The following is a 25010-nucleotide window of genomic DNA, read 5'->3' as shown; positions in this document are numbered from 1 at the left end:
TAAATGAATAATGAGGAGTTTTAAAGTGGGGAAGTTTGAAAACAAGTGGATGCGTGCGGTCATTCCAGCTTTATTGATTCACTGTAGTATTGGTACTGTTTATTGCTGGTCGTTGTTTAAGGGGGATATTGCCTCTTATATCGGAAAACCTGTCAGTGAAGTGGAATGGGCATTCAGTATAGCTATTTTTGTTCTTGGTATGTCTGCGGCTTTTGGAGGGAAGTTTGTTGAAAAAGATATTCATAAATCATCCTTACTTGCGGCGATATTTTTTGTTGTAGGGATGGCAGCAACAGGTTTCTTTATTTATCAAAAATCATTGATCGGTATTTATATTTCTTATGGAGTTGTTATGGGGATTGGACTTGGAATTGGCTATTTAACACCTGTAAAAACACTGATGCTCTGGTTTAAAGAACAAAAGGGATTGGCAACGGGTCTTGCTGTTGCCGGCTTCGGCTTAGCAAAAGTTATTGCAAGTCCATTAATGGAAAAGTTACTCGGTAATCGAAATAGTGAAGGGATTTTAGTAGATCCTACAAATATCTTTACAATGTTTTATATTTTAGCGGCAATTTATTTAGTAATGATGGTTGTCGGGCATTTAATTTTAAAGAAACCGGCTGGACATGAAGAAGAAAGTGTTGAAATGCATAGCTTCAGTTATAGAAAAGTATTGACGAATAAGACGTTTATCGGTATTTGGCTAATGTTCTATATTAATATTACATGTGGTTTAGCGTTAATCTCACAAGAAAAAGGTATTTTAGCCTTCATTGGATTTGGCGCGATTGGTTTAGTTAGTTCGCTTACAGCCATTTTCAATGCAGGTGGACGAATTGCATTTTCTGCATGGGGGGATCGTTTAAAAGATCGTAACTCCATCTATAAAATTATTTTTATTTCTTCTATTAGCATTATTTTATGTACCGTTGTATTTGATGGGATAAATAATTCTATGGCGATCCTTATCATTGCTTTACTTTGTATTGTAAATGCAGGTTACGGTGGAGGATTCTCATCTTTACCGCCGCTATTATCAGACCGATTTGGTATCGATAGTATTTCAACTGTGCACGGTTTAGCTTTATCTGCCTGGGCATTTGCAGGTTTGACGGGCAATCAGCTAAGTGCAATTATTCTTGAAAAGACACAATCTTATGACATGGTACTGTACGTAATTGCCGCTTTGTTCACCATTGCGACTTTAATTAGTATATTCGTTGTGAAACCTGAGAAAGTGAACTTGGAAAATGAAGAATTTAATAAGAAAAAAGAAATAGTAATAGGATAAATCATGAAAGGGTGCTTTGATCAAAAGGCACCCTTTTTCTTAAGGATAAAAAAAGCTAAGTTTAAGCTCCATCCGGGAAGAAGTCTTAAACTTAGCAATACTAGCTAAAATATTAATTAAATTTCATATTCTGTAACTTCATTGTTATTTTTAGGACCTTTTCCATTACCGTTGCCGTTACCGTTGCCGTTACCGTTGCCGTTGCCGTTGCCGTTACCGTTGCCGTTGCCGTTACCGTTGCCGTTGCCGTTACCGTTGCCGTTACCGTTGCCGTTGCCGTTGCCGTTGCCGTTGCCGTTGCCGTTGCCGTTGCCGTTACCGTTACCGTTACCATTACCGTTACCATTGCCATTGCCAGGCTTTACAACGTTAACATCAAACATAAGGGTATGATCACCATAGGTTACTGTAACAGAAGTAGTACCTTGGCCTTTTCCTTTTACAGTGCCTGCTTTTACAGTAGCAATCTTATCGTTTTCTACTTGGTAATTTGCAAGGTTTGTAACATCTTTCTCTGTTGTTTCACCGTTTAAAGTTGTTACTTCAGTAATTTTAACTGTAACTTCTTTACCGATTCTCGTTTCAACTTGAGCTTGGTCGATTTCAAGAGTTACAACTGGTTCTTCCACTACAGGGGCTTTAACTGTAACAGTTACTGTTGCTTCATTTTCGCCATGTGAAACAGTAATTGTCGTTGTGCCTTCTGCTACTGCAGTTACTAAACCATTTACAACTGTAGCAACATTTTCATCTGCTACAACATACGTAGCTTTTGAAGTTACGTCTTCTTCTGTTGCATCACCTTTAGCAGGTGTCGTTGTTTCTGTTACCGCAAGCTGTGCAGTTTCTCCAGCTGTTAGGTCTAGCACAGTAGGATTTACAGAAAGAGTTACAACAGGTTCTAAAACTTCTTTTTCAAAGATAATCGCTTCGCCAACATTACCAGCAGCATCTGTAATAACTACTGTTACAGCATTTGTTTCAGCTGTTACCGGGAATGTGAAGCTGCCGTCCTGATTTAATTCGAATGTAACTGGAGCTTGTACTTCGCCGTTAACAGTCGCAACATATGAAGCTTTTAATTTATCATTTAAATTGTAGTCTAAACCGTATAAATACAGCTCTTCATTGTAGTCGATATACTTATCTGTTACTTGTCCTGAAACAATACCTTCAGCCTCTGAACCTGTAATTTCCGGTTTTGTCGTTTTTACAACAATCGGTCCTACATAATCTGAAACTACTCCTGTAGCTGCAAGACCAGTAAAGTCGATTGTATATAGTCCATCCGGAATCGTAGTTGCCGGTTCATCGCTCCATGGTTTATATTGTCCGCCAACATTCAGCGTATAAGAACCTTTTCCTAATGAAGTACCAGCATGCAGATAACCGATGTAGCCGTCCCCATATTCTCCGCCTTCAGGATTCATAATATCCCAAAGCTCGATATAGTTCGTTGTAACATCGCCAGTTAATGTGAATGAAAGGACACCTGAGTCTTTAATACCATCACCGTTAAATGACAGATCAGTTTCTGTGATGCTGAAATCTTTAATTTCAGTTGTCGCCGCCACGCTGCTGAAATCAGCTGCGAATGGCAATGAAGCTTCCGTAGATCCACCGTTAATGTGGATGAAACCTAAAATCTCAGAGCCGCTTGGTGCCACAGCCTGTGAAGCAGTTAATGTAATGTTTAGCATCTGCTCACCAGCTAAAGTAAATGATGGCTGATCCACTGTAACAGCTGCATCGCCAAATGTTTTAGTTACATCTACGGATACGTTGTAATTACCGCCGTTTCCTTTAATGTCTTTTACTAATACTTGTTTCGTTACAGAAATATTTCCGTCTTTCAATGATTGAGGACCAAAAGTAACTGTCCCTTTTTTGTTTTCTACAATTTCACCATTGCCGTCTAAAACTGCCGTATCAAGTGCATAAGCTAGAATTTCCGGGTGGGCTGCCGCATAAGCATTTACGCGTCCAGCACCTTGAGAGAACACATCATATTTTGCTGTATCCAATACTTTTGCTGTATTCGAAAGGGCTACTTTTACATCGAACGCATCCCAATCCGGATTTGCCTGTTTTACTAATGCTGCGATACCAGCAATATGTGGTGTAGCCATAGATGTTCCTGTTTTACGATCATATGCTTCATCGTAAACCGCATCAGGGAAGTCCGATTTATACATAGGAATCGTTGACATAATGTTTGTGCCAGGCGCTGTTACGTCAGGTTTAATATCAAAGTTCGGTGTAGAAGGTCCACGTGAACTAGAAGAATTTACATCATCTCCAGTTGTCGTAGTTGAAGCAAACTTGCCGAAGCTTACTTTACCTGTACCACTTGCCAACGCAGCGCGAATTGCATTGCCGTCTGTTACTGACATATCGAATGTTGGCAGGAAATCAAAAGAGTCACCAAGGAATGTGCCAGAAATGTCCGGTGCATTTGTTCCGCCGGCAAAGTTATGGATAATTGTAGCCACTGCGCCGTTTGCTTTAGCATTTGCAATTTTATCAACAAATGCAATATTACCGCGGGAAATTAATGCGACTTTACCTTCAACATCAATTCCTTCAAAATCTTTTGCTTCCCCGTTTCCAGGAATCGCGACTAAATTAAACTCACCTTGAAGCTGTGTTGATAAGTTTTTACCAAAAGTTGTTCCCATTAAAAGAAGCTGTTTTGTAAAGTTGTAGTCACCTACTGTAATATTAACTTCCCCGTTATACATTGTTTCTGGATTTGTTGTGTTACCGACTGCAATCCCTAAGCGAGCAGTTGCAGGTGTGCCCATTGTTCCACGGTTTGGACCTGAGTTACCTGTTGCAACAACACCGATTGTTCCAGCCATCATAGCGTTATTGATCGCAAATGATCCTGAATCCGTTTCAGTGTTAGCACCACCGCCAAGTGAAAGGTTAATAACATCCATATCTTCTAAAACAGCTGTTTCAATTGCTTTAACAATACCTGATGTCGCACCGCTTCCGTATGCTCCAAGAACGCGGTAAGCATATAGGTCTACTTTTGGTGCAATCCCTTTAATGCCGAATTCGTTAGCACCAATTGCCGCAATTGTTCCGGCAACATGGGTACCGTGAGAAGTATAGAACGAGCTTCCGTTTGCATTGAATTCAGGTGTTCCTGCTGGACGCTCTGATGGTAATGTTTCCGATGCATCGTCATCTGCACGTGGTTTAGTGTAAGTTGAAGAGTTAGGAATAAAGTTCTTTCCGCCTTTGTAGATGTCGGCAAATTCAGGGTGGTCTGCATCAATACCTGTATCAAGCACTGCCACTTTTATCCCTTGTCCTTCAATTCCTTCATTCCAAAGTTTTTCAATACCAAGGAAAGAAATACTTGTATTCATTTGGGCTTCCAATTGCCCATCTTTGATAAGTTTTGACGGTTTTTTTGATTTTGTTGATTTTGTTGTAATCTCTTCTGCTGCGTATACCGTTGCATCCGGTTCAATTAAAGTGATTCCCTCTACTGAAAGCAGTTTTGGAATGTCATTCGCTTTAATTGTTGCGGCAAATCCGTTTAGTACCGTATCAAAAGTGTATCCTTGTGTCATTTGCACTTGTTTGGCAGTTAATTCTTTTTTTACTTTTGCCTGTTGTGCTTTTACATTTGAGCGTACTTCATTTGCACGGGCATTAGAAAACTTTTTGCCTTTGACTTGGCTGATTCCTTGCTCTAATGCTACCGGTTTTTCTGATAAATGAACGATGACTGCAACCTCTTGATTGCCTGAAATATTTTGCAGGCTTTCATGAAGGGTTGGCCCATCTTTAGATAAGCTAAGCTGTTCAGCGATCGCTGCTTTTAGTTCTATGATGCTCTCACTTTGCCCATCCTGCTTGAATGGTTTTGATTCTTCAGCACTTGCATTCGAGAATGGAACTAATAAAGAGAGCACCATAACAAAAGCTAGAATACTGCTAAAGAATCTCGTAAACTTAAACTTTTTCAATTCTCATTTCCCCTTTGTATTAAATTTTCGCACTATTCAGTTTAATGCGGTATTACCAATTTATCACAATGGAATTTATCCGAATATCGAAATTTCTATTTTTTCCAAAAGATTGATAAATAGTATCAGTTTGTAAGAAATAGGTTAAATCTATCTTCCTAATAATTTAATAAAATAGTAGAACTTTCTTATGAGAATAAGTAAATTGGAGGGCCTAACTCACTAATAAGGGAAATGAGATTGTATATATCTTTAATAAAAGGAGTTAATTGTGGTTAAACTTTTTAATGGAAAGTTTAAAGTTGAAAAGACTTTTATACTTTTCAAATAAAAAATCAATGGAGGATGGCTATGTCAAATATGGATTTTAAACGCAACAATGCAAAAGTAAAAGGGAAGCAAAGTGCGAATAAGCTAGAAGTAAATCAAAATCGTAAAAATTCCCAGCAGGAAGAGTTTTTATCAGAACTTGATTTTATTTTTAATGCAGCTCCAGCAAAAGAAAACAATGTTCCCGCCAAAAGAAATAAAACAGGCATGAACGAGCCTGAAAGTGAACGAACTGCCTGGAACTAATTTATATTTGACATCTATTCAGCACATTGAGGTAAGAACTGAGGCTTAGGCCTTGGTTCTTTTTTAATTGGAAGTATTTTATAAAGTGCAAATAGAACGGTTGAATCATTTATCAATTGGATCGACCATTAAGCAGCTAATGCTTCAGTCATGATTTTGTTTCTTTATCTCTACCTCCGTTTCTTCAACCTCCTTCATGTATTCCTGGTATTCTTTCTCCACTTCCGATGTGGAAGGCAGGATATGTTCCTTTGATGAATCAATCCGTTGTCCGTAGCGAATCATTTTATAAATTATCATTCCATTATTCGGTTTTCCACTAAATGTGGTCATCGGAACAGCATCGAATAATACATAATAAAATGCATAAAAAACAAAGCGATCCCAAAATGTTTTATATTCTTCAATTATCCCGTTAGCAATTAGAAAATTGATAGTAAGACCGAATACAAGATTAATTAAAATTGGTCCGGAATAAATACTAATATAGGCAAATTTATTTTCATGCTTTAATTTGTCATACGAAAACCAGCTATAAAAATGGTAGTATCTGCGGATATCGAACATACCAAACTTAAAAATTCTGCGTCCAGATCCAATCGTTACTCTTGGTTCGATTACTCCGAACAGCTTGCTGACAATTACATAACCCATCTCCCTAAGAAATACGACAGCAGGCAAGATAATAAATGCAGAAATGACTAATGAAATGAGATCGGATATGCCAAACATATTACTATCCCCTCCCAACGAATACTTGTAAGTTGATACCCCTCATCAACAATTCAAAACATAAGCAATCGCTCTATTATCTAGAATTACATTGCATTCCTTAAAGCTGGTTTTACGAAAAAAATAATATACTTAAATAGTAAATATAAACAACTTCAGCCTGACAGCCTCAGCTTCCAATCAGCTCTACCCATCAAATATATTGACCTATAAAAACTATTAAATGAATAATTTATTGCTCTCTAATAATGAATTTAACAATTAATTAACATAAAACACTTTTGAAAAAAGGAAAAAACGGGTAAGGATATGTTGTATCTAAAATTGAAAGGTGTGGAAGTGTAATGTCTGAAAAATTATTTACTGCTATTGCAACTGCTTCGGGAGGACGTGAAGGGAAGGTACAGTCGGATGATGGGGTAATTCAATTTGAAACTGCAATGCCAGGTACACCTCGAGCGAAAAAAATTGAAAATGCAACAAATCCAGAGCAATTATTTGCTTCAGGGTATGCTGCTTGTTTTGATAGTGCTCTACAATTAACAGCTAGTAAAGCCCGGGTTAAATTCACATCTGAAGTAACAGCCAATGTGAGCTTATTAAAAGATGAACAAGATCAAGGGTTTAAGCTTGGTGTTGTGCTACAGGTAAAAGGGACAGATATAGAGCGTGAACAGCTGGAAGAGCTAGTGCATAAAGCGCACGAAGTATGCCCTTATTCAAAAGCAACAAGAGGCAATATTGAAGTTACGCTTGAAGTTATTTAAACAAGCTGCCCTGACTTAAGAGAAAATGAATTTATAAGTACTTTTTACCATTTTTACTTATTTAATATAATAACAAAGTTTTATTTATAATATTTTTTAGAATATTTTGTTTAGTTGCTGCCCACTACGGGAACGTATCAATCGAGTTAAAAAATTATTATTTTTTATTAGACCGTAAAATACAATGCCCTCTTCTATTGTTTGCTAGGTAGTGTGAGGGTGTTTGAATCTATCAAGAATAAATGACAGCTTTGAGAAGTTATAAAATCTACCTAGCTAATGAAGAGTAATTTATGAAAAGTTACCATCATTTCATTAAAAATCAGCAAGACAGCAGTAAAGTTTTACAGCTATGATTCGCTGCTTAAGAACGAAAGGATGAGATTTCATTTGAGAAAGATATTATTTATTTCTGATCATGGCGACCCTTTAATTCCGCTTGGAAGTAAACAAGCAGGTGGACAAAACAACTATGTAAAACATTTAGCCCTGCAGCTTGACGGACTTGGTTACAGTGTTGATATTGTTACACATTGGAGCGACGAACAAAAGCCGGCTGTTGAACAGTTGGGTGAGCGTAGTAAAGTTTACCGCTTTGCAGGTGGACATAAAGGATTTGTTGATAAGCGGCAAATGTTTACTTTACTTCCTCGATTATACGAAGAAATGACAGAAGCACTGGATATTAGCAGCTATGATGTTGTTCATACTCATTACTGGTTGTCAGGAGTACTTGCATATAATCTGCAGAAAGAATATTCATTTTACTGGTGTCATACGAATCACTCCCTTGCAATTGCAAAAGAGCAAGGTACAGGCTTTATAGAAAATAAACGTAAGCACTTTGAAAAACTGATTATGGAACAAGCGGATATAGTTATTGCTACTACTCCAAATGAAAAGCAGCAGATTGAAGTTTTTACAAAGAAAAAAAGTGCTGTATCCGTTGTGCCGGTAGGAGTTTCACCAGTGTATCTGGCGTCTTCTGAAGAAGAGGAGAAGTTTGCATTTCCGTACTATTTTTATGCCGGGCGTTTAGAAACGTCAAAAGGGATTTTTGATCTTTTAAAAGGATTCAGAAATATGCTGGACATGCATGAAGTCCCTGATAACGTGAAGCTGCTAATTGCAGGTGGCTGTCCGGAATCGGTCGATATAAAGAACTATCGCCCAAAAAGCGAACCGCTAAAGGAAGCAATCAAAGGAATGGAAGATCGAGTGTTATTCCTAGGCCCCAAAAACGAAAAACAGTTAAAGAGACTTTATTCAGGTGCATTAGCAACTATTATGCCATCACATTATGAATCGTTTGGTATGGTAGCTGCAGAAGCGCAGGCTTGTGGTTGTCCGGTAATTGCGACACACGTAGGTGGACTAAAAGATGTCGTTAAATCCGGAGTGACAGGCCTTCATATACCTAAAGCGAATGTGCAAAAACTAAGCGATAGCATGGCGTATTTCTTAAAGAGCTCGCCTAAACTATTAAAAATGCGTCGTGATGCAAAACAATATGCGATAAAAGAATTTAACTGGTCTCTTATTTCCCGCAAAGTAAAGGAGCTGTATGAACGAAAAAATGCTTACATTTCCTTACCTTAAACCTCGTGTTTTAGCAACAGATTTAGATAATACGATTGTTAGTGATAAGGTTCCGCATACTGAATTGTGGGAAACGCTGGCACTTGAAAACACATCTCTTATATATATTACAGGAAGATATAGACAGTCCGCGATTGATTTAATCGAACGTGAACAACTGCCGAAACCGGACATTTTAATATGTGATGTTGGAGCTTCGATTTACCTTGGTCCCTCATATGAGCTTGATCAGGAATGGGCAGGTAACATTAAGCAGGAAGACTTTGAACAGGTAAATGCGATCGCAAAATCCATTGACATTGCCAGACAGCCAATAGATACACCTTGGCGATTGGCTTATTTTGCGAGTAAAATGCAAGTTCAAATACTTAAGCAAGCGATCAAGCAACATAATTTAGCAGTTGATCTTATTTTCAGCAGTGAAAGAGATGTAGATATTCTCCCTGCAAATATTAATAAAGGTGCTGCTCTGAAATATGTACTTAATAAGTGTCAGTATGATGGGGAGGTTGTTGTAGCAGGAGATTCTGAAAATGATCTCAGTCTTTTCAATCTCGGGTATCCTGCGATTGCAGTTGGAAACGCATGTGACGCCATATTGGCATTATCGGAAAATGAGCATATCCATTATGCAAAAGGGCATGCTTCAGCCGGTGTAAAAGAAATATGGGAAAAAATTTACACGCCACTATCACAAAAGATTCAATAGGTTTTTACTAGACAATTACTTTCCTGACTTTACTTCACTATTTTTATAGATAACTGCATTTTCTTTAAAATTTGTTTCTTAACAATAGGCAAGTAAATAGGTTATTCCGAATTCCTCTCATAAGTTAGTAGAGATACATCAAGATGAAGGAAGGAGGATAAAATTGGTTAATAGAAACTGGTTTAATTCATTTAATGATGAAAGAGGTCAATCGTTTTTCAATAATGCACAGCAATTGCCAACGCAAACAGGACCAACTCAATATGCATCACCGCAAATTTCACCAACGAGACAATATGTTCAAAGAAATGTATCAAATACGGTGGTGCCTCATGTTCATCCATCACATTTAACAACGGTCAACCAACATTATATTAACAACCAACACTATTTCCCTCATACACAATCAGTTGTGAATGAATGTTTCGAAACAAATACGATGTGTGGAACACCGTTTAGACCGAATGGCGGCTGTGGTTGTTCAAAACGAAGAGGCTGGTAAGTCAGTCTTCGATTGTTGTGGCTAAAGTTAATAAAACAGATAATAGCACCGTCCAGTTAATGGATAGTGCTATTATTCATGGACAAGCCCTCAAAATTTCCATCTATTTCTGTATATTTTTACGATTTTATCAATACATTGAAAGAAAATAATTCATATAAGGAGAAATTACTATTCCAAAAATAGCTTCAGTAAGTACTCATACACCGCCTTTCACATTAGCTCAGAGGAACATTGAGCAATTGACGAAAGAGCTTTTCCAACATAAAATTCCAAAGTTAGAACGGTTACTAAAAGTTTTTGAGAATGGTGAAATAAAGACACGTAATTTATGTGTTTCACCTGAATGGTATCGTGAAGAACATACATTTGAAGAACGCAATGAACTGTATATAAAACTGGCTACCGAATATAGTGTTGAAGTCATAAAAAAGTGTTTAACAAACCGTTCCTTTTTACAACAGGATCTATCTACCGAAGATATAGATGCCATCATTTTTATTAGTAGTACAGGCATTTCAACGCCAAGCATTGATGCTCGAGTAATGAATATTCTTCCCTTTTCCAATGAACTAGTTAGAATACCGATATGGGGGCTAGGCTGTGCAGGGGGAGCGGCAGGTATTAGTAGGGCGTATGATTATTGCAAAGCACACCCTAACGCAAAGGTACTTGTCGTTTGTGTTGAGCTATGCAGTCTTACATTCCAAAAAGATGATTATTCTAAGAGCAATCTTGTAGGCACTTCATTATTTGCTGATGGAGCTGCTTGTGCCCTTGTATGCGGCGATAATGTTGAGCTAGAGCAAAATATACCAATACCTTATATTAAGGGGCGCGGTTCAAAGTGGATGCCTGATTCTGAAGATGTTATGGGCTGGGATGTAAAGAATAGTGGTTTGCATGTTGTATTTTCGAAGAGCATTCCGGTCATTATTTCAAAATGGCTTGGACCGTTTATTCACGAATTTTTAAGTAAGCATGATGTTTCACCTGAGCAAATTGAGAATTTTGTAGCACATCCTGGTGGAAAAAAAGTATTACAAGCTTATGAGGAAACATTAAATTTAACAACGGAACATACAGATGTTTCACGTGAAATATTGCAAAAAAATGGAAATATGTCTTCTCCGACAGTTCTGTATGTTTTGGAACAGTTTATGTTAAATGAAAAAAGAGCGGATACTTTAGGTCTATTAGTTGCGTTAGGGCCTGGTTTTAGCGGAGAAGTAGTATTATTGGAATGGAGGGAGTAAGCTGGTTTTTTATATTGTACTAGCTTTTGTAATTATTCAAAGATTAGTAGAGCTGGTTGTAGCAAAAAGAAATGAAAAATTAATGCTTGCTAAAGGAGCATATGAAGTAGGTGCTTCCCATTATCCATTCATGATATTATTGCATACGAGCTTTTTTGTAAGCCTACTTATTGAAGTAGTATTTTTCAGTGAACAATTTACACCGCATTATATATGGCTCGTTTTATTTTTATTGTTGCAGATGTTAAGGGTATGGTGTCTAGTTTCATTAGGATCTTTCTGGAATACGAAAATTATTATTTTACCTGGAGCAAATGTAGTAGCAAAGGGGCCGTATTCTTTTATCCGCCACCCAAACTATTTAGTTGTATGTTTAGAAATTGCCGTATTGCCTCTAATGTTTCAGGCATACTTTACAGCTATTTGCTTCACCATTTTAAATTTCATTATCCTTTCTATTCGCATTCCGATGGAGGAAAAAGCGCTGAAAGAAGGGACAGACTATACAGCTTATTTGGAACGAAATAATGTTAAACAGCCGTAATATAGAGCACTAATCTTATAGAGGGTTAGTGTTTTTTTGTCCGTCGATTGGCTAAGTGATAGTTGGTTTTATGTATATTTTTTTGTCTGGGGGGTATATAAGTTACAGAATGACACTTCACCGAAGTTTAATTCTAATACTATATCCACCAGGAGGGGTCTTTTTGAAAGCAGTAACGTATCAAGGTGCCAAAAAAGTAGAAGTAAAAGAAGTTCCGGATGCAAAAATTGAAAAGCCAGATGACATTATTGTACGTATTACCTCAACGGCCATTTGCGGATCGGATCTCCATATTTATCGCGGAGCTGTTCCAGCACGAGAGGATTTTGTAATTGGACATGAGCCTATGGGGATTGTAGAAGAAGTAGGGCCAGAAGTAACAAAGGTTAAAAAAGGAGACCGCGTTGTTATTCCTTTTAACGTTGCTTGCGGTGAATGTTTCTACTGTCAAAATCAATTAGAAAGTCAATGTGACAATGCCAACGAAAATCCGGCAATTGATTCAGGTGCATATTTTGGATATACAGAGCGTTACGGTAACTTCCCGGGAGGCCAGGCAGAATATTTGCGTGTACCGTACGGGAACTTCATACCATTTAAAGTACCTGACAACTGTGAACTAGAAGATGAGGCATTACTGTTTATCTCCGATGTATTGCCGACTGCCTATTGGAGTGTGGAACATTCGGGTGTTAAAAAGGGCGATACGGTTATTGTGTTAGGTTCAGGACCAATCGGATTAATGGTACAGAAATTCGCGTGGATGAAAGGTGCGAAGCGTGTAATGGTAGTAGATCCTTTAAACTATCGTTTAGAACATGCAAAACGTACAAACAAAGTTGAAATATTTAACTTTGATGATTTTGATGATGTAGGAAATCATCTTCATGAGCTTACACATGGAGGAGCCGATGTGGTTATTGACTGTGTAGGTATGGACGGGAAAATGTCTCTTGTAGAAAAAGCACAGCAAAAGCTGAAACTTCAAGGTGGAACACTGAGTGCCATTGATGTTGGAATTAAGGCGGTTAGGAAATTTGGTACAATCCAGCTAACAGGTGTGTATGGTTCAAAATACAATATGTTCCCATTAGGCAATATTTTCGAGCGTAATGTAACCGTGAAAACTGGACAAGCACCGGCGATTCATTATAGCCCAATGCTTTATGAGATGGTTGCTGAAGGTAAGATTGATCCAACAGAAATCATTACCCATAAAGTACCGCTATCTGAAGCAAGTGAAGCATATAAGAAATTCCATGATCATGAAGATCAAAGTATTAAATTTATATTAAAACCATAGTATTTACTTTCCTGGGGAATTTAAATAATAACGTTCTCTACAACACCTAAAACGTTGCAGCTGCAATGAATTAGGTGTTTTTTATTGAAAATCCTGCTTTCAATTGATGCTCTTATTTATACTTCCGTAGTATGATGGAATTATGTTGGAAAAGGAGATGAATTTGAGTGAAGAAGTTTTATCAAATCGTTTTATTTACAGTGCTAATCGCTATTTTAGCTGCATGCGGTAAGGAAACGGCGAAAAATGAAGAGCAGGAAAGTAATGCAAATTATGCTGAGGAAGTAACCGAAAATCCAATCGTTACAATTACAATGGAAAATGATAAAAAAATCGTTATTGAGCTAGAGCCAAAAACTGCCCCTAATACAGTGGCCAATTTTATCTCTCTTGTGGAAGATGGGTTTTATGATGGACTAATTTTCCACCGTGTTATTCCCGGTTTCATGATCCAAGGTGGAGATCCGGATGGTACAGGTATGGGTGGACCTGATTATGCAATTAAAGGAGAATTTACATCAAACGGATTTGATAATACATTAACACATGAGCGCGGTGTAATTTCGATGGCTCGTTCCCAAGATCCGGATTCGGCAGGTTCCCAATTCTTTATAATGACGGAGCAAGCAACACATTTGGATGGTGACTATGCAGCATTCGGTAAAGTAACTGAAGGTATGGAAACAGTCGATGAGATTGTGGCTGCTGATCGCGGGAACAATGATAAACCACTGGAAGATCAAAAGATGAAAACAGTTGAAGTAGACGCGAAAGGCTTCGATTATCCGGAACCAGTCGTTCAAAAATAATATGTAAGGGAGTAACCGTAACTAATTATTCGGTTACTCCCTTTTTCCATCCTGTCCCTTCTAATAAATAAAGTGATGGCATGGACAGCAGTTGTTTAACATCATAAGGACCTTTCTTTTGTAAAAAGGCTTCAACCAGTCGGTACCCGGTACAATACCCGATCCAAGGGGGTAAATTTAATGCTGAGTCCCCGAATAAAAACGCTTGATGTTCGTGTAATCCTGGCACATGCAATGCTTGAGTGAAATGCGTCTCCCAATAGCTTAATACTTCCTCTAAGGAATACCGTTTCGTCCAAGAACTTAATGCATATTCTCCATATAAGCTTTCCACCGCATGCTCGGCCAGTCCTTCCATAAGCAATGAATCCAGTAATGTAGGGGGTTCCATTAAAAATCTGCGCCTGCAAATATGATGATATTCATGGGTAAACAGCGCATGAAGTTCTTTTATTGTGACGCGAGGGGATACATACAAACAAATACCATAAGGGTAGGCAACACCATTTTTTACAAACCCGTTTTTTATCGGCAAAATGGCAACAGGTATATCAGGTCCCTCCCATAACCGTATTAACTCCTCTAATAGTCTTTTTGATATTTGCCATACATCCAATGTTAAGCGAAGTTCCTCATGTTGTAGCAATCCTTGTTGTAAAAGTTCAAATTGAACGGCTTCAGGTGGAAATCGCGGGAAAATGGATTGGATGATTGGATAGGCTGCCAGCTCACGATGTTCCGTTTTTTCAAACAATATTTTTGTATCAAGAATAGGCATGATTTTCTCCTTTTTCTTAGTATATGAACTAGACGATGCGCTCGTATGTGCAAAAAGCTTGAACATATAGTAGAAAGACTTACAGAAAGGAGGGGAATTTATGAGTCATCAAGAGACATATGATTTGTGCTGCAAATATCACGGGAAACGTGTGAGAATAAATGATAATAAAGGAAATGTCCACGTTGGAAGAATTACGAAAGTAGACAATCGTATGGTTTGGATTATGCCTGATAGAGCGGGTTATGGAATTGGGTTCTGGGGATTTGGTGGAGGATATGGAGCACCAGGTTTTGGCTATGGAATTGCATTAGGAGCAATTACAGGTATTGCACTAGCATCAATTTTTTTCTGGTAAAAATAAAAAGGCTGTCACAAAAAATGTGCCAGCCTTTATTTTATTTATCATTTGTAAAGAAAATAGCGATTGTTCCTCGACCGACATGTGCACCGATCACCGCACCGATTGTTGTTGTTTCAATTGCTTGAGGCTGAATCTTTTCTTCAATAGCAACTTTCACTTCATGCATTAGTTCCTCATCGTTACTATGAGAAATACCAACAATCTTATTCGTGAAGTCACCGCCACGCTCTTTCATAAGTTCAGTCATGCGATTAATCGCTTTTTTGAATCCGCGTGTTTTTTCTATTGGTACAAGCTTGCCATCATCCATATTTAAAATAGGCTTAATATTAAGTAATCCACCCATAAAGGCACTCGCTTTTGAAACACGGCCGCCTTTTGCTAAGTGGTTTAAATCGCCTACTGTAAATAGATGTTCCATTGAATTGGCCATTGTTGTTAGTTTTTCAACGGCTTCATTAAACTCAATACCAAATTTATTTAAACGTACTGCTTCTTTTACTACTAAACCTTGACCATATGAAGCACATTTCGTATCAATAATTTCTAATTTCAAGTCTGGGTAACTTTCCAATACTTGGTTTCTCGCCAAAATTGCGGTTTGGCATGTACCAGACAGTTCTGATGAAAAGGCAATATAAACTCCTTCTTCACCGGATTTTGCTAATTCCTCAAAAGCGTTAATAAATACTTCTAATGAAACTTGTGATGTTTTAAGTTGCTCACCTTCAGCAATTGCCGCGTATACTTGGTCTGTTGTGATGCCAATAATATCATCATACTCAACACCTCTCACTAATACGCGTAACGGAAAAAGATGTACTTCTTCATTATCAAAAAATGATTTCGGTAAGTCAGAACCACTATCCGTATAAATTTTCATAAACATCCCCCTTATCTCACTCAGATATGATTTTAGTTTTAATTTAAATTATGAACTATTTACATTTGTCATGTATTTCTTATGATAACTGTACTTATTATATAATTTATGCAAAGAGCGGTGCCTACTATTCTTACAAAATAATGCCGATATTTCAAGTTGATATTAATAGAAATTCCATTTAATGAAATGTATACGCTTTTCATTGTAGCATAACTTAAAATAGACAAAATAGTCAGAAAAAAGTTGTTAGAAAATAAAGAAAACATAAATAAATGATTTTAAGGTTCTACAAAATATGCTCACAAATGTTTCGTCTTTTCTCGCAAAAGACAACCTTTTCACTTGCTTGCAATGGTCCAGTTTGTATATATTTTAATCTTTTCACAATTGTGTTACACTACAATAAGGTAATAAATGATATAGAATCAATGGAATCGTCTCCTATATAGGGTTGTCGATAATAGAATAGAGCGCTTACATTATTCTAAAAATCTTAATATATATGTAAGGGAAGGTAAAAATGAGTAACAAGCATATCAAATCAGACGTTATCTTAATTGGTGCCGGAATCATGAGTGCTACTTTAGGTACAATGCTTAAAGAATTAGCACCGGATTGGAAAATCAAAGTATTTGAGAACTTAGCTAAAGCTGGTGAAGAAAGCTCTCACGAATTAAACAATGCCGGAACTGGGCATGCCGCTTTATGTGAGCTTAACTACACAAGCGAGAAAAAAGACGGAACAATCGATATTACTAAAGCGATTAACGTTAACACACAATTCCAAGATTCACTACAATTTTGGACACACTTAGTTAACACAAAGCAAATCGAGAAACCGGAAGAATTCATTATGCCTCTACCGCATATGAGTATGGTTCAAGGCGCTGGCAATGTCGAATATCTTAAAAAGCGTCATGCAGCAATGACAGCGAATCCATTATTCGAAGGTATGGAATTCTCGGATGATCCTGAAACACTAAAACAATGGATTCCTTTAATTATGAATGAACGTACTTCAAGTGAACCTATTGCTGCAACAAAAATCGATTCTGGTACGGATGTTAACTTTGGGGCGTTAACTCGTACATTAATCTCGAACTTACAAAAGCAAGATGTGGATGTAAACTACAACCATAATGTTTTAGATGTTAAACGTTTAAAAGATGGTTCTTGGGAAGTAAAAGTTCATAACAAAGAAAACAGTAAAGTTGAATACCACACTGCGAAGTTTGTATTTCTTGGAGCTGGTGGTGGTAGCCTTGAGTTACTACAAAAATCTGGTATCCCTGAATCAAAACATATCGGTGGATTCCCGATCTCTGGTTTATTCTTAGTTTGTAACAATGAAGAAGTAGTTAACCAACACCATGCGAAAGTATATGGTAAAGCAGCGGTTGGTGCGCCACCGATGTCAGTACCGCACTTAGATACTCGTTATATCGATGGTAAAAAATCATTATTATTCGGACCATTTGCAGGCTTCTCTCCGAAGTTCTTAAAAACAGGTTCAAATATGGATTTATTTGCATCAATCAAACCACATAACTTATTAACACTACTTGCTTGTGGTGTGAAAGAAATGTCATTGAGTAAATATTTAGTTTCTCAATTAGTTCTTTCAAAAGAAGCACGCATGGAAGAATTACGTTCATTCATTCCTACTGCTAAGTCAGAAGACTGGGAAATCAGTGTTGCAGGTCAACGTGTTCAAGTAATTAAAGACACAGACGCTGGTAAAGGTACTTTACAATTCGGTACTGAAGTTGTAACTGCACATGACGGTTCTATTGCAGCGTTACTAGGTGCATCTCCAGGTGCTTCTACAGCTGTATCTGTTATGTTAAAAGTAATCAACCAATGCTTCCCAGAAGAAATGAAAGCTTGGGAACCTAAGATTAAGGAAATGATTCCATCTTACGGTGAAAACTTAGTTGAAAATACTGAACTTCTTAAAGAAGTACATGAAACAACAACGAAAGCTTTAGGTTTAAACAAAGCATAATTGTTAATAGAAAGAACCTTTAATCATTGTCGGATTAAAGGTTCTTTTTTTAATAAAGAAATTACGCTATAGTAAATTTGGAGAAGGGAGGAAGGATTACGATGTATAAATTAGATTATGCTTCACCAATAGGTATAATTGAAATAGCAGGAACCGAACATTTTATAGCATCGGTATTATTTGCAGAGCGAGAAGAAATTCTTAACTTCCCCACTAATGATACCCCTCAGCATTTATTAGACTGCAGCATAGAACTGGATGAATATTTTAAAGGCCAACGCAAAAATTTTTCGGTACTTTATAAATTAGAGGGAACGATGTTTCAAACATCGGTATGGCAAGCACTTACAACCGTTCCTTATGGAAAAACCGCTTCCTATAAAGAGATTGCCCAACAAATTGAAAATGAAAAGGCGGTCCGCGCAGTTGGGATGACAAACAGCAAAAATGTCATAAGTATTATCGTCCCGTGCCACCGGGTAATCGGTCAAAACGGGAAACTTACAGGATATGCAGGCGGTTTATGGAGAAAACAGTGGCTGCTTGAACATGAGCTTAAGTATAGCTTCAATTTAGATTAACGTTATCGTAACATAAAATTTTCAATAAATTTGTGAGGTGAACGAATGAACGAACAGCAATATGATCATATGCTAAACATTCAAACGACCGGTTATCAATACGGTTTTCCAAAATTAGCAAAGTACCATCGCTATGAACCAACACCTTACAGCGGGCTGGAACAATTATTCGAATGCTACGAGCTGCCGGCTAATGCACGTTTTCTGGATATCGGCTGCGGGAAAGGGCGAGTTCCTATTTATATATATCATCGCTTCCATATTCCGGTTATAGGTATTGAAATGGATCAGAAGTTTTTTACAGAAGCCGTGCATAATGCAGAGCAATATTTAAAAAAAGTAAAGAAGAAACAAGCCCCGATACAATTTTTGAATATCATTGCCGAAACATATGAAATTACAAAGTATGATAATGTCTTTTTCTTCTTCAACCCCTTTTCGATTCACGTATTTCGTGAGTTTATGAAGCATGTTATGGACTCCATCATGTTATATCCGCGAATGGTAGATATTATTTTATATTATCCATCCCCTGAATATACGGATTTTTTACAACAAGAGCAGTTACTTCATTGTTATTTGGATATAAAATTACGCCATGAAAAAAATGAAAATGAACGTATCGTCGTTTTTCGGATTCCGGAAAAATAAACGGCGATTTTTTTATTAGTAGAAAGTAATAGATTGTAAATTTAGAATACATAAAATTAACAGAATAATCGTACTAGACTAATAATTGCTATTCGTTTACAATACAGAAGTTGGAATAATTGTTTATATTATTCTCGTAAAATTTATTCTGAATATTGAAAATTTAGATTGTGCGAATGTAAGGTATTGGTTATAATTATCAGAAATATCTAACATTTGTAGTATGACTAAGGGGGAAATGATGATGACAAATCACAAAAAGACAAAAAAGTATGGTTCATTATTCATGGCAACAGCATTATTAACAGGGGCGTTAGCTGGGTGCGGTGATGATACCTCTAGTTCTTCTGGATCGGATGGCGGCGGTAATGCAGCTGGCGACACTATTAAAATCGGAGCAAACTTAGAATTATCTGGTGCTGTAGCTTCTTACGGATCATCGATTAATGATGGTGCAAAATTGGCGATTGAAGAAATTAATGCAGCAGGCGGTATAGATGGCAAACAGCTGGAGTACATTCCAGTCGACAATAAATCAGAAACAGCTGAAGCAACTTCTGCTGCGATGAAATTGGCAGAACAGGAAAAGGTAGTGGCAATGTTGGCGCCAGCTACTTCAGGTAACTCGGTAGCAACAGTACAAATTGCAGCTCAGCATAAAGTTCCAATGGTTACAGGCTCAGGTACTGCGCCAAATGTAACAGTAAACGAGGATGGCTCAATAAATGAATATGCATTCCGTACATGTTTCATCGACCCATTCCAAGGGACGGTAGCAGCAAACTTCGCGACTAATGAACTACAAGCTAAAAATGTGGCGATTTTCGCGGATAATGCTTCAGATTATGCAAAAGGTTTAGCGGCATCATTCAAGGAGACTATTTCTGCAAACGGTGGAACAGTGGTCGCTGAAGAGGCGTATGTTGCAAAGGACGTAGACTTTAAATCTCAATTAACTAACATTAAAGGGAAAAATCCTGATTTCATTTTTATCCCTGGGTACTATGAGGAAGTAGGAATCATCGTAAAACAAGCCCGTGAATTAGGTATTACCGTTCCGTTAATGGGTGCTGATGGTTGGGACTCGCCAACATTAATTGAATTAGCTGGTGCTGATGCGTTAAATAATACGTTTATTACGAACCACTACTCGTCTGAAGATCCGGATTCAAAAATTCAGGATTTCGTTAAAGCATTTAATGATGAGTACAGCCAATCACCAAACGCTTTCCATGCATTAGGTTATGATTCTATTTACTTTATCGTAGATGCAATCAAACGTGTAGATGGAGACATTACAGGTGAAGCAATTCAGAAACAGCTTGCAGCAACGAAAGATTTAAGCTTAGTAACAGGTACTTTCACAGTTGACGAAAACCACAACCCAGTAAAATCAGCAACAGTTCTAGAATTCGTAGACGGCAAACAACAGTTCAACTCTAAAGTTAATCCTTAATTTTTTACGAGTAAGGGGGGCGGAACTAGCCTCCCTTTTTTTTCATACATTAATAGAGAAAAAAGGAGTGAACTGTATGGAATGGATCCAACAATTAGTGAATGGTATTTCGCTAGGTAGTATTTATGCATTAATCGCACTAGGCTATACGATGGTATACGGAATTATTAAGCTCATCAATTTTGCCCACGGTGACGTTTTCATGCTTGGTGCCTTTATCGGCTTTTATGCCATTGCTCGTTGGGAAATGAATGTCTTTTTAGCCCTTATTATCGCGATGATATTATGTGCTGTCATCGGAGTAATTATAGAGCGTGTCGCTTATAAACGACTCCGTAATGCAACCCGGATCGCAGCTCTTATTACGGCAATCGGTGTCTCACTTTTAATCGAGTATACGGTAATTTTCTTTAGAGGTCCTTCTCCAGAGGCATATCCGAATGTATTTGCAACGAAGAATATTGAAATTTTCGGTGCACAGATCAGTACATTAGCAATTTTTATTTTATCTGTTTCGATTTTCTTAATGATCTTATTACAATTCATTGTTCATAAAACAAAAATCGGTAAAGCGATGCGCGCGGTATCCCATGATGCAGATGCAGCTCGCTTAATGGGCATTAACGTAGATAATACAATTTCAGCTACATTCGCAATTGGTTCTGCATTGGCAGGAGCTGCGGGCGTAATTTTTGGTATTTACTATACACGTATCGATCCGTTAATGGGGATTATGCCTGGTATTAAAGCTTTCATTGCCGCTGTTTTAGGTGGTATTGGCATTATTCCGGGGGCAATGGTAGGCGGTCTTGTACTAGGGGTTGTTGAAACAGTCGTTTCGGCGCTCGGATATTCATTATGGCGAGATGCAGCCGCATTTGTCATCCTGATTTTAATTCTAATATTACGTCCAGCGGGTATTTTCGGTAAAAATACACGCGAGAAAGTGTAGGTGAACAGCATGAAAAAATCGAAAATCTTTTGGGGTTATGCCGTCCTAGCACTTGTGATTTATGCAGTTGTTCAATTATTGATTTCCAACGGTGTTATCCAGTTCTACTATCAAAATATGTTCATCGCTATGTGTATCAATATTATTTTGGCGGTAAGTTTACATGTCATTATCGGGGTTACAGGTCAGTTTTCGATAGGGCATGCAGGATTCCTCGCTGTCGGAGCTTACATATCGGCTATTTGTACAATGAAATTTGGCATGCCATTTATTACAGCTATTTTAATTGGTGCTATTGTTGCAGCACTTGCCGGATTACTTGTAGGTATTCCATCACTTCGTTTAAAAGGTGACTACCTGGCGATTGCGACGCTCGGGTTTGCTGAAATCATTCGAATTGTATTTGTGAATACCGATTATGTAGGTGGTGCAGCAGGTTTGCAAGTTGCCCATCAGTCTACATGGACATATGCCTTTTTTGCAACTTTCATTACCATTCTCGTCATCTCCAACTTTACGAATTCACGTCACGGTCGTGCGTGTATTTCGATACGGGAAGATGAAATTGCAGCTGACGCAATGGGTATCAACACAACGTATTATAAGGTTGTCGCTTTTGCAATCGGTTCTTTCTTCGCAGGAGTGGCGGGTGCGATCTATGCCCATAACTACTATATTATTCAGCCGACTGCATTCGGATTTTTAAAATCATTTGATATATTAATATTCGTCGTTTTGGGCGGTTTGGGCAGTTTATCTGGTTCTGTTATTGCTGCAGTATTGCTAACATTCGTTTCTACGTATTTACAGGACTTCCCGGAAACGCGGATGATTATTTACTCGCTGATTTTAATATTAGTTATGCTTTATCGTCCGACAGGTTTATTAGGCTCAAAAGAAATTACAGCATACTTCAAGTTTGGTAAAAAAGGAGGTACACGCGTATGAGCAGTGCACTTCTAAAAGTAGAGAACCTAGGTATTCAGTTTGGTGGTTTAAAAGCTGTTCAAAATGTAGAAATGCATATGAAACAAGGAGAGCTGATTGGTTTAATCGGTCCGAATGGTGCAGGGAAAACAACAACTTTTAATATGCTGACAGGTGTATATGCACCAACGGAAGGCACAATTCTATTCAATGGAAAATCAATTGGCGGTTTGGATCCTTATAAAGTGACACGTCAAGGAATTAGCCGGACATTCCAAAATATCCGCCTATTTAAAGAGTTATCTGTACTGGATAATGTAAAGGTCGCAAACCATGGTTTGGCAAAACATAATTTAGTTTCGAGCATTTTCCGTTTACCAAGTCACTTTAAAGGCGAAGAGAAAATGGAACAGGAGTCGTTGGCATTTTTGAAAATCTTCGGGCTTGATGTATACCGGGATGAGCTTGCGAAAAACTTGCCATACGGAATGCAGCGTCGCCTGGAAATTGCCCGAGCATTAGCTGCCGCACCAAAGCTATTATTGCTGGATGAACCGGCAGCAGGGATGAATGCAAAGGAAACACATGATTTAATGGAGCTTATTGCTTTCATTCGTAAGGAATTTGATTTAACAATTTTATTGATCGAACATGATATGAACTTAGTTATGGGGATTTGCGAACGGATCTACGTGCTTGATCACGGACAATTAATTGCTGATGGGACACCTGATGAAATACGTTCAAACCCGAAAGTAATTGAAGCGTACTTAGGTGAGGAGGTTACAGAATAATATGCTAATAATCAATGATATCGATGTCTTCTATGGTAATATCCAAGCATTGAAAGGAATCTCCCTCGAAGTAAAAGAAGGTGAAATTGTTACACTGATCGGTGCCAATGGAGCAGGGAAAAGCACATTGCTAAAAACAATTTCAGGTTTACTGAAACCAAAGCGCGGCTCGATTGAGTATTTAGGTGCAGCAATTGATGGAAAGCCGGCACAATCGATTGTAAAGGCAGGAATCTCCCATGTACCGGAAGGCCGTCGTGTATTCTCAAATATGACAGTGGAAGAAAATCTGGAATTAGGTGCCTATTTACGAAATGACAGAGAGGCTATAAAAAAGGATTTAAATCATGTATTTGAGTTATTCCCTCGTCTGTTAGAACGACGTAAGCAGCTTTCAGGGACGTTATCAGGCGGTGAACAGCAAATGCTTGCGATGGGCAGGGCTCTAATGGCTAAGCCAAAGCTGATCATCATGGATGAGCCATCAATGGGTCTTGCGCCGCTCATGGTAAAAAATATCTTCAACATTATCGAAATGGTTAACAAAGAAGGCGTGACGGTACTGCTTGTAGAACAAAACGCACATATGGCATTATCTGTCGCCCACCGTGCCTATGTTTTGGAAACAGGCAAAATCGTCCTGACAGGTTCAGCAAAAGAACTGCAGGAAAGCGATGAAGTAAGAGCCGCTTATTTAGGCGGATTATAGAATAAAACAAGTCCGCTACTTTCAAATTGAAAATAGCGGACTTGTTTCATTAAGACTCCTACAAAGGCTACCAAACGATCGTATCCTCTTCTGGATATTTGAATGTGAGCTCCACTTCATGGAATGATTGCTTTGAAATGCTCGTCACCCCTAAAAGCTGCTGAATGAGCACTTTATATGTCTCATCCTCTGTTAAAAAGCGGAAAGCGAACGATGTAATATGTGCTGCACGTTCCTCTTTGGATAATGATAAATACTCCAAATTTAAAATATCAACATACTGCGTTGCATACTGATGGAACAAAGGCGATTTTGTATGAAGCCTCGTTAAGAAAGCCACGTAATGCTCCTTTGTCATGAAAGAGGCAATCGCGTCAGCAACAAGTGCCTGAAATTTACGAACCGGTAACAGCGATGCTCCACTCCGAATTATTTATAGTCTGTTTATAAAGAGAAATGAAATCATTTAATGCCAGTGCTGCAAAGACTAGCTCAGGCAATAAAAAATTAACCCCGTAATAAATATTTCGTTCAGGAATAATGGCATTCATTTTCTTTTTCGTCTCTTTATTCATACCATTCGGCACGAAATCAATTTGGTGTTCGCCTTTGGAAGCCTGGCGCATTTTTAAACAAAATGATAATAAGCGCTGTCTTACTCCTTCATAATGAAAGTAGCGCTTTTCTTCCCCGATTACTTCATAAATTGCGTGAATAATATCATCTAAATTCCAATAATCTCCACTTACCGTTAATCCTGTTAAATTTTCAGTTGGTTTAATTGTCAGCATGATGATACCCCCTTTGCACATAAAGGAATGTTCACATTA

The 25010-nt window shown here is 37.9% G+C and carries 25 protein-coding genes; 19 read left to right on the top strand and 6 right to left on the bottom strand.

Features of this window, described 5'->3' with window-relative positions:
• The first annotated feature begins 25 nt into the window (after nucleotides 1-25).
• On the top strand, nucleotides 26-1294 hold the full coding sequence (locus B5473_RS02760; protein WP_079523549.1) for an OFA family MFS transporter: 1269 nt from the start codon (nucleotides 26-28) through the stop codon (nucleotides 1292-1294).
• Nucleotides 1295-1410: 116 nt separating this feature from the next.
• Here B5473_RS02760 and B5473_RS02755 read toward each other — a convergent pair whose 3' ends face one another.
• Nucleotides 1411-5280 (bottom strand): S8 family serine peptidase, encoded by a 3870-nt coding sequence (locus tag B5473_RS02755; RefSeq protein WP_079523548.1) that lies wholly within the window; start codon nucleotides 5278-5280, stop codon nucleotides 1411-1413.
• Between the two features lie 351 nt (nucleotides 5281-5631).
• On the opposite strand from B5473_RS02755, the gene B5473_RS02750 reads away from it, so the two are divergent.
• The gene (locus B5473_RS02750; protein WP_079523547.1) at nucleotides 5632-5856 is read left to right on the top strand and encodes a hypothetical protein; all 225 of its coding nucleotides are present in this window, start codon (nucleotides 5632-5634) and stop codon (nucleotides 5854-5856) included.
• Between the two features lie 144 nt (nucleotides 5857-6000).
• Here B5473_RS02750 and B5473_RS02745 read toward each other — a convergent pair whose 3' ends face one another.
• Nucleotides 6001-6588 carry a hypothetical protein gene (locus tag B5473_RS02745; protein WP_079523546.1) on the bottom strand — a complete coding sequence of 196 codons (588 nt, stop codon included), beginning with the start codon at nucleotides 6586-6588 and terminating at the stop codon, nucleotides 6001-6003.
• A 344-nt stretch (nucleotides 6589-6932) separates the two neighbouring features.
• On the opposite strand from B5473_RS02745, the gene B5473_RS02740 reads away from it, so the two are divergent.
• From B5473_RS02740 to B5473_RS02705, 8 genes are all read left to right on the top strand, one after another.
• Entirely contained in the window at nucleotides 6933-7355 is a 423-nt protein-coding gene (locus B5473_RS02740) for an organic hydroperoxide resistance protein (RefSeq protein WP_079523545.1), read from the top strand.
• A gap of 390 nt (nucleotides 7356-7745) precedes the next feature.
• Nucleotides 7746-8954, top strand: coding sequence for a glycosyltransferase (locus B5473_RS02735; protein ID WP_079523544.1), 1209 nt, complete (start codon nucleotides 7746-7748; stop codon nucleotides 8952-8954).
• The gene (locus B5473_RS02730; RefSeq protein ID WP_079523543.1) at nucleotides 8920-9663 is read left to right on the top strand and encodes an HAD family hydrolase; all 744 of its coding nucleotides are present in this window, start codon (nucleotides 8920-8922) and stop codon (nucleotides 9661-9663) included. Before B5473_RS02735 ends, B5473_RS02730 begins: the two co-directional genes overlap by 35 nt.
• A gap of 163 nt (nucleotides 9664-9826) precedes the next feature.
• Entirely contained in the window at nucleotides 9827-10165 is a 339-nt protein-coding gene (locus B5473_RS02725; RefSeq protein WP_413079666.1) for a CotD family spore coat protein, read from the top strand.
• Between the two features lie 173 nt (nucleotides 10166-10338).
• Complete coding sequence (locus B5473_RS02720) at nucleotides 10339-11421, top strand: type III polyketide synthase (RefSeq protein ID WP_176142005.1); 1083 nt, start codon at nucleotides 10339-10341, stop codon at nucleotides 11419-11421.
• A gap of 1 nt (nucleotide 11422) precedes the next feature.
• Nucleotides 11423-11965 (top strand): isoprenylcysteine carboxyl methyltransferase family protein, encoded by a 543-nt coding sequence (locus B5473_RS02715; RefSeq protein WP_079523541.1) that lies wholly within the window; start codon nucleotides 11423-11425, stop codon nucleotides 11963-11965.
• Between the two features lie 163 nt (nucleotides 11966-12128).
• A complete protein-coding gene (locus B5473_RS02710) occupies nucleotides 12129-13268 on the top strand; it encodes a zinc-dependent alcohol dehydrogenase (RefSeq protein WP_079523540.1) in 1140 nt (379 codons plus the stop codon).
• A 167-nt stretch (nucleotides 13269-13435) separates the two neighbouring features.
• Nucleotides 13436-14077, top strand: coding sequence for a peptidylprolyl isomerase (locus B5473_RS02705; protein ID WP_079523539.1), 642 nt, complete (start codon nucleotides 13436-13438; stop codon nucleotides 14075-14077).
• A gap of 25 nt (nucleotides 14078-14102) precedes the next feature.
• Here the strand turns inward: B5473_RS02705 and B5473_RS02700 are convergent, their stop codons facing one another.
• The gene (locus B5473_RS02700) at nucleotides 14103-14855 is read right to left on the bottom strand and encodes a DUF2268 domain-containing protein (RefSeq protein ID WP_079523538.1); all 753 of its coding nucleotides are present in this window, start codon (nucleotides 14853-14855) and stop codon (nucleotides 14103-14105) included.
• A gap of 100 nt (nucleotides 14856-14955) precedes the next feature.
• Between B5473_RS02700 and B5473_RS02695 the strand changes: the two genes are divergently transcribed.
• Nucleotides 14956-15213 (top strand): hypothetical protein, encoded by a 258-nt coding sequence (locus B5473_RS02695; protein WP_079523537.1) that lies wholly within the window; start codon nucleotides 14956-14958, stop codon nucleotides 15211-15213.
• A gap of 40 nt (nucleotides 15214-15253) precedes the next feature.
• Here the strand turns inward: B5473_RS02695 and B5473_RS02690 are convergent, their stop codons facing one another.
• Complete coding sequence (locus tag B5473_RS02690) at nucleotides 15254-16102, bottom strand: DegV family protein (RefSeq protein ID WP_079523536.1); 849 nt, start codon at nucleotides 16100-16102, stop codon at nucleotides 15254-15256.
• A gap of 523 nt (nucleotides 16103-16625) precedes the next feature.
• Between B5473_RS02690 and mqo the strand changes: the two genes are divergently transcribed.
• From mqo to B5473_RS02650, 8 genes are all read left to right on the top strand, one after another.
• Entirely contained in the window at nucleotides 16626-18110 is a 1485-nt protein-coding gene (gene mqo / locus B5473_RS02685) for a malate dehydrogenase (quinone) (RefSeq protein WP_079523535.1), read from the top strand.
• A 101-nt stretch (nucleotides 18111-18211) separates the two neighbouring features.
• Complete coding sequence (locus tag B5473_RS02680) at nucleotides 18212-18691, top strand: methylated-DNA--[protein]-cysteine S-methyltransferase (protein ID WP_079523534.1); 480 nt, start codon at nucleotides 18212-18214, stop codon at nucleotides 18689-18691.
• A gap of 45 nt (nucleotides 18692-18736) precedes the next feature.
• Nucleotides 18737-19342, top strand: coding sequence for a class I SAM-dependent methyltransferase (locus B5473_RS02675; RefSeq protein WP_079523533.1), 606 nt, complete (start codon nucleotides 18737-18739; stop codon nucleotides 19340-19342).
• A 244-nt stretch (nucleotides 19343-19586) separates the two neighbouring features.
• Entirely contained in the window at nucleotides 19587-20798 is a 1212-nt protein-coding gene (locus B5473_RS02670; protein WP_079523532.1) for an ABC transporter substrate-binding protein, read from the top strand.
• A gap of 76 nt (nucleotides 20799-20874) precedes the next feature.
• Nucleotides 20875-21750 (top strand): branched-chain amino acid ABC transporter permease, encoded by an 876-nt coding sequence (locus B5473_RS02665; protein ID WP_079523531.1) that lies wholly within the window; start codon nucleotides 20875-20877, stop codon nucleotides 21748-21750.
• Between the two features lie 9 nt (nucleotides 21751-21759).
• Nucleotides 21760-22698, top strand: coding sequence for a branched-chain amino acid ABC transporter permease (locus tag B5473_RS02660; RefSeq protein WP_079523530.1), 939 nt, complete (start codon nucleotides 21760-21762; stop codon nucleotides 22696-22698).
• Nucleotides 22695-23471 carry an ABC transporter ATP-binding protein gene (locus tag B5473_RS02655; protein ID WP_079523529.1) on the top strand — a complete coding sequence of 259 codons (777 nt, stop codon included), beginning with the start codon at nucleotides 22695-22697 and terminating at the stop codon, nucleotides 23469-23471. Before B5473_RS02660 ends, B5473_RS02655 begins: the two co-directional genes overlap by 4 nt.
• 1 nt (nucleotide 23472) lies before the next feature.
• Complete coding sequence (locus tag B5473_RS02650; protein ID WP_079523528.1) at nucleotides 23473-24180, top strand: ABC transporter ATP-binding protein; 708 nt, start codon at nucleotides 23473-23475, stop codon at nucleotides 24178-24180.
• Between the two features lie 67 nt (nucleotides 24181-24247).
• On the opposite strand, the gene B5473_RS02645 is transcribed toward B5473_RS02650, so the two are convergent.
• Together B5473_RS02645 and B5473_RS02640 are read right to left on the bottom strand one after the other, a co-directional pair.
• The gene (locus B5473_RS02645) at nucleotides 24248-24538 is read right to left on the bottom strand and encodes a DUF6904 family protein (protein ID WP_139377671.1); all 291 of its coding nucleotides are present in this window, start codon (nucleotides 24536-24538) and stop codon (nucleotides 24248-24250) included.
• A 37-nt stretch (nucleotides 24539-24575) separates the two neighbouring features.
• The gene (locus tag B5473_RS02640; RefSeq protein WP_079523526.1) at nucleotides 24576-24971 is read right to left on the bottom strand and encodes a DUF6904 family protein; all 396 of its coding nucleotides are present in this window, start codon (nucleotides 24969-24971) and stop codon (nucleotides 24576-24578) included.
• Nucleotides 24972-25010 lie beyond the last annotated feature (39 nt).

This window comes from Solibacillus isronensis (genome assembly GCF_900168685.1).
In the GTDB taxonomy this organism is placed as follows: Bacteria; Bacillota; Bacilli; order Bacillales_A; family Planococcaceae; genus Solibacillus; species Solibacillus isronensis_A.
Note: the sequence above shows the minus strand (reverse complement) of the source record. Positions and strands in the feature narration are given on the sequence as shown.

Excerpts from the sequence above, each read along its gene's own strand:
- B5473_RS02750 (WP_079523547.1), top strand. The coding sequence starts at position 5,632 with ATGTCAAATATGGATTTTAAACGCAACAATGCAAAAGTAAAAGGGAAG.
- B5473_RS02745 (WP_079523546.1), bottom strand. The coding sequence starts at position 6,588 with ATGTTTGGCATATCCGATCTCATTTCATTAGTCATTTCTGCATTTATT.
- B5473_RS02740 (WP_079523545.1), top strand. The coding sequence starts at position 6,933 with ATGTCTGAAAAATTATTTACTGCTATTGCAACTGCTTCGGGAGGACGT.
- B5473_RS02730 (WP_079523543.1), top strand. The coding sequence starts at position 8,920 with ATGAACGAAAAAATGCTTACATTTCCTTACCTTAAACCTCGTGTTTTA.
- B5473_RS02700 (WP_079523538.1), bottom strand. The coding sequence starts at position 14,855 with ATGCCTATTCTTGATACAAAAATATTGTTTGAAAAAACGGAACATCGT.
- B5473_RS02695 (WP_079523537.1), top strand. The coding sequence starts at position 14,956 with ATGAGTCATCAAGAGACATATGATTTGTGCTGCAAATATCACGGGAAA.
- B5473_RS02690 (WP_079523536.1), bottom strand. The coding sequence starts at position 16,102 with ATGAAAATTTATACGGATAGTGGTTCTGACTTACCGAAATCATTTTTT.
- mqo (WP_079523535.1), top strand. The coding sequence starts at position 16,626 with ATGAGTAACAAGCATATCAAATCAGACGTTATCTTAATTGGTGCCGGA.
- B5473_RS02680 (WP_079523534.1), top strand. The coding sequence starts at position 18,212 with ATGTATAAATTAGATTATGCTTCACCAATAGGTATAATTGAAATAGCA.
- B5473_RS02675 (WP_079523533.1), top strand. The coding sequence starts at position 18,737 with ATGAACGAACAGCAATATGATCATATGCTAAACATTCAAACGACCGGT.
- B5473_RS02670 (WP_079523532.1), top strand. The coding sequence starts at position 19,587 with ATGACAAATCACAAAAAGACAAAAAAGTATGGTTCATTATTCATGGCA.
- B5473_RS02665 (WP_079523531.1), top strand. The coding sequence starts at position 20,875 with ATGGAATGGATCCAACAATTAGTGAATGGTATTTCGCTAGGTAGTATT.
- B5473_RS02660 (WP_079523530.1), top strand. The coding sequence starts at position 21,760 with ATGAAAAAATCGAAAATCTTTTGGGGTTATGCCGTCCTAGCACTTGTG.
- B5473_RS02655 (WP_079523529.1), top strand. The coding sequence starts at position 22,695 with ATGAGCAGTGCACTTCTAAAAGTAGAGAACCTAGGTATTCAGTTTGGT.
- B5473_RS02650 (WP_079523528.1), top strand. The coding sequence starts at position 23,473 with ATGCTAATAATCAATGATATCGATGTCTTCTATGGTAATATCCAAGCA.
- B5473_RS02645 (WP_139377671.1), bottom strand. The coding sequence starts at position 24,538 with ATGACAAAGGAGCATTACGTGGCTTTCTTAACGAGGCTTCATACAAAA.
- B5473_RS02640 (WP_079523526.1), bottom strand. The coding sequence starts at position 24,971 with ATGCTGACAATTAAACCAACTGAAAATTTAACAGGATTAACGGTAAGT.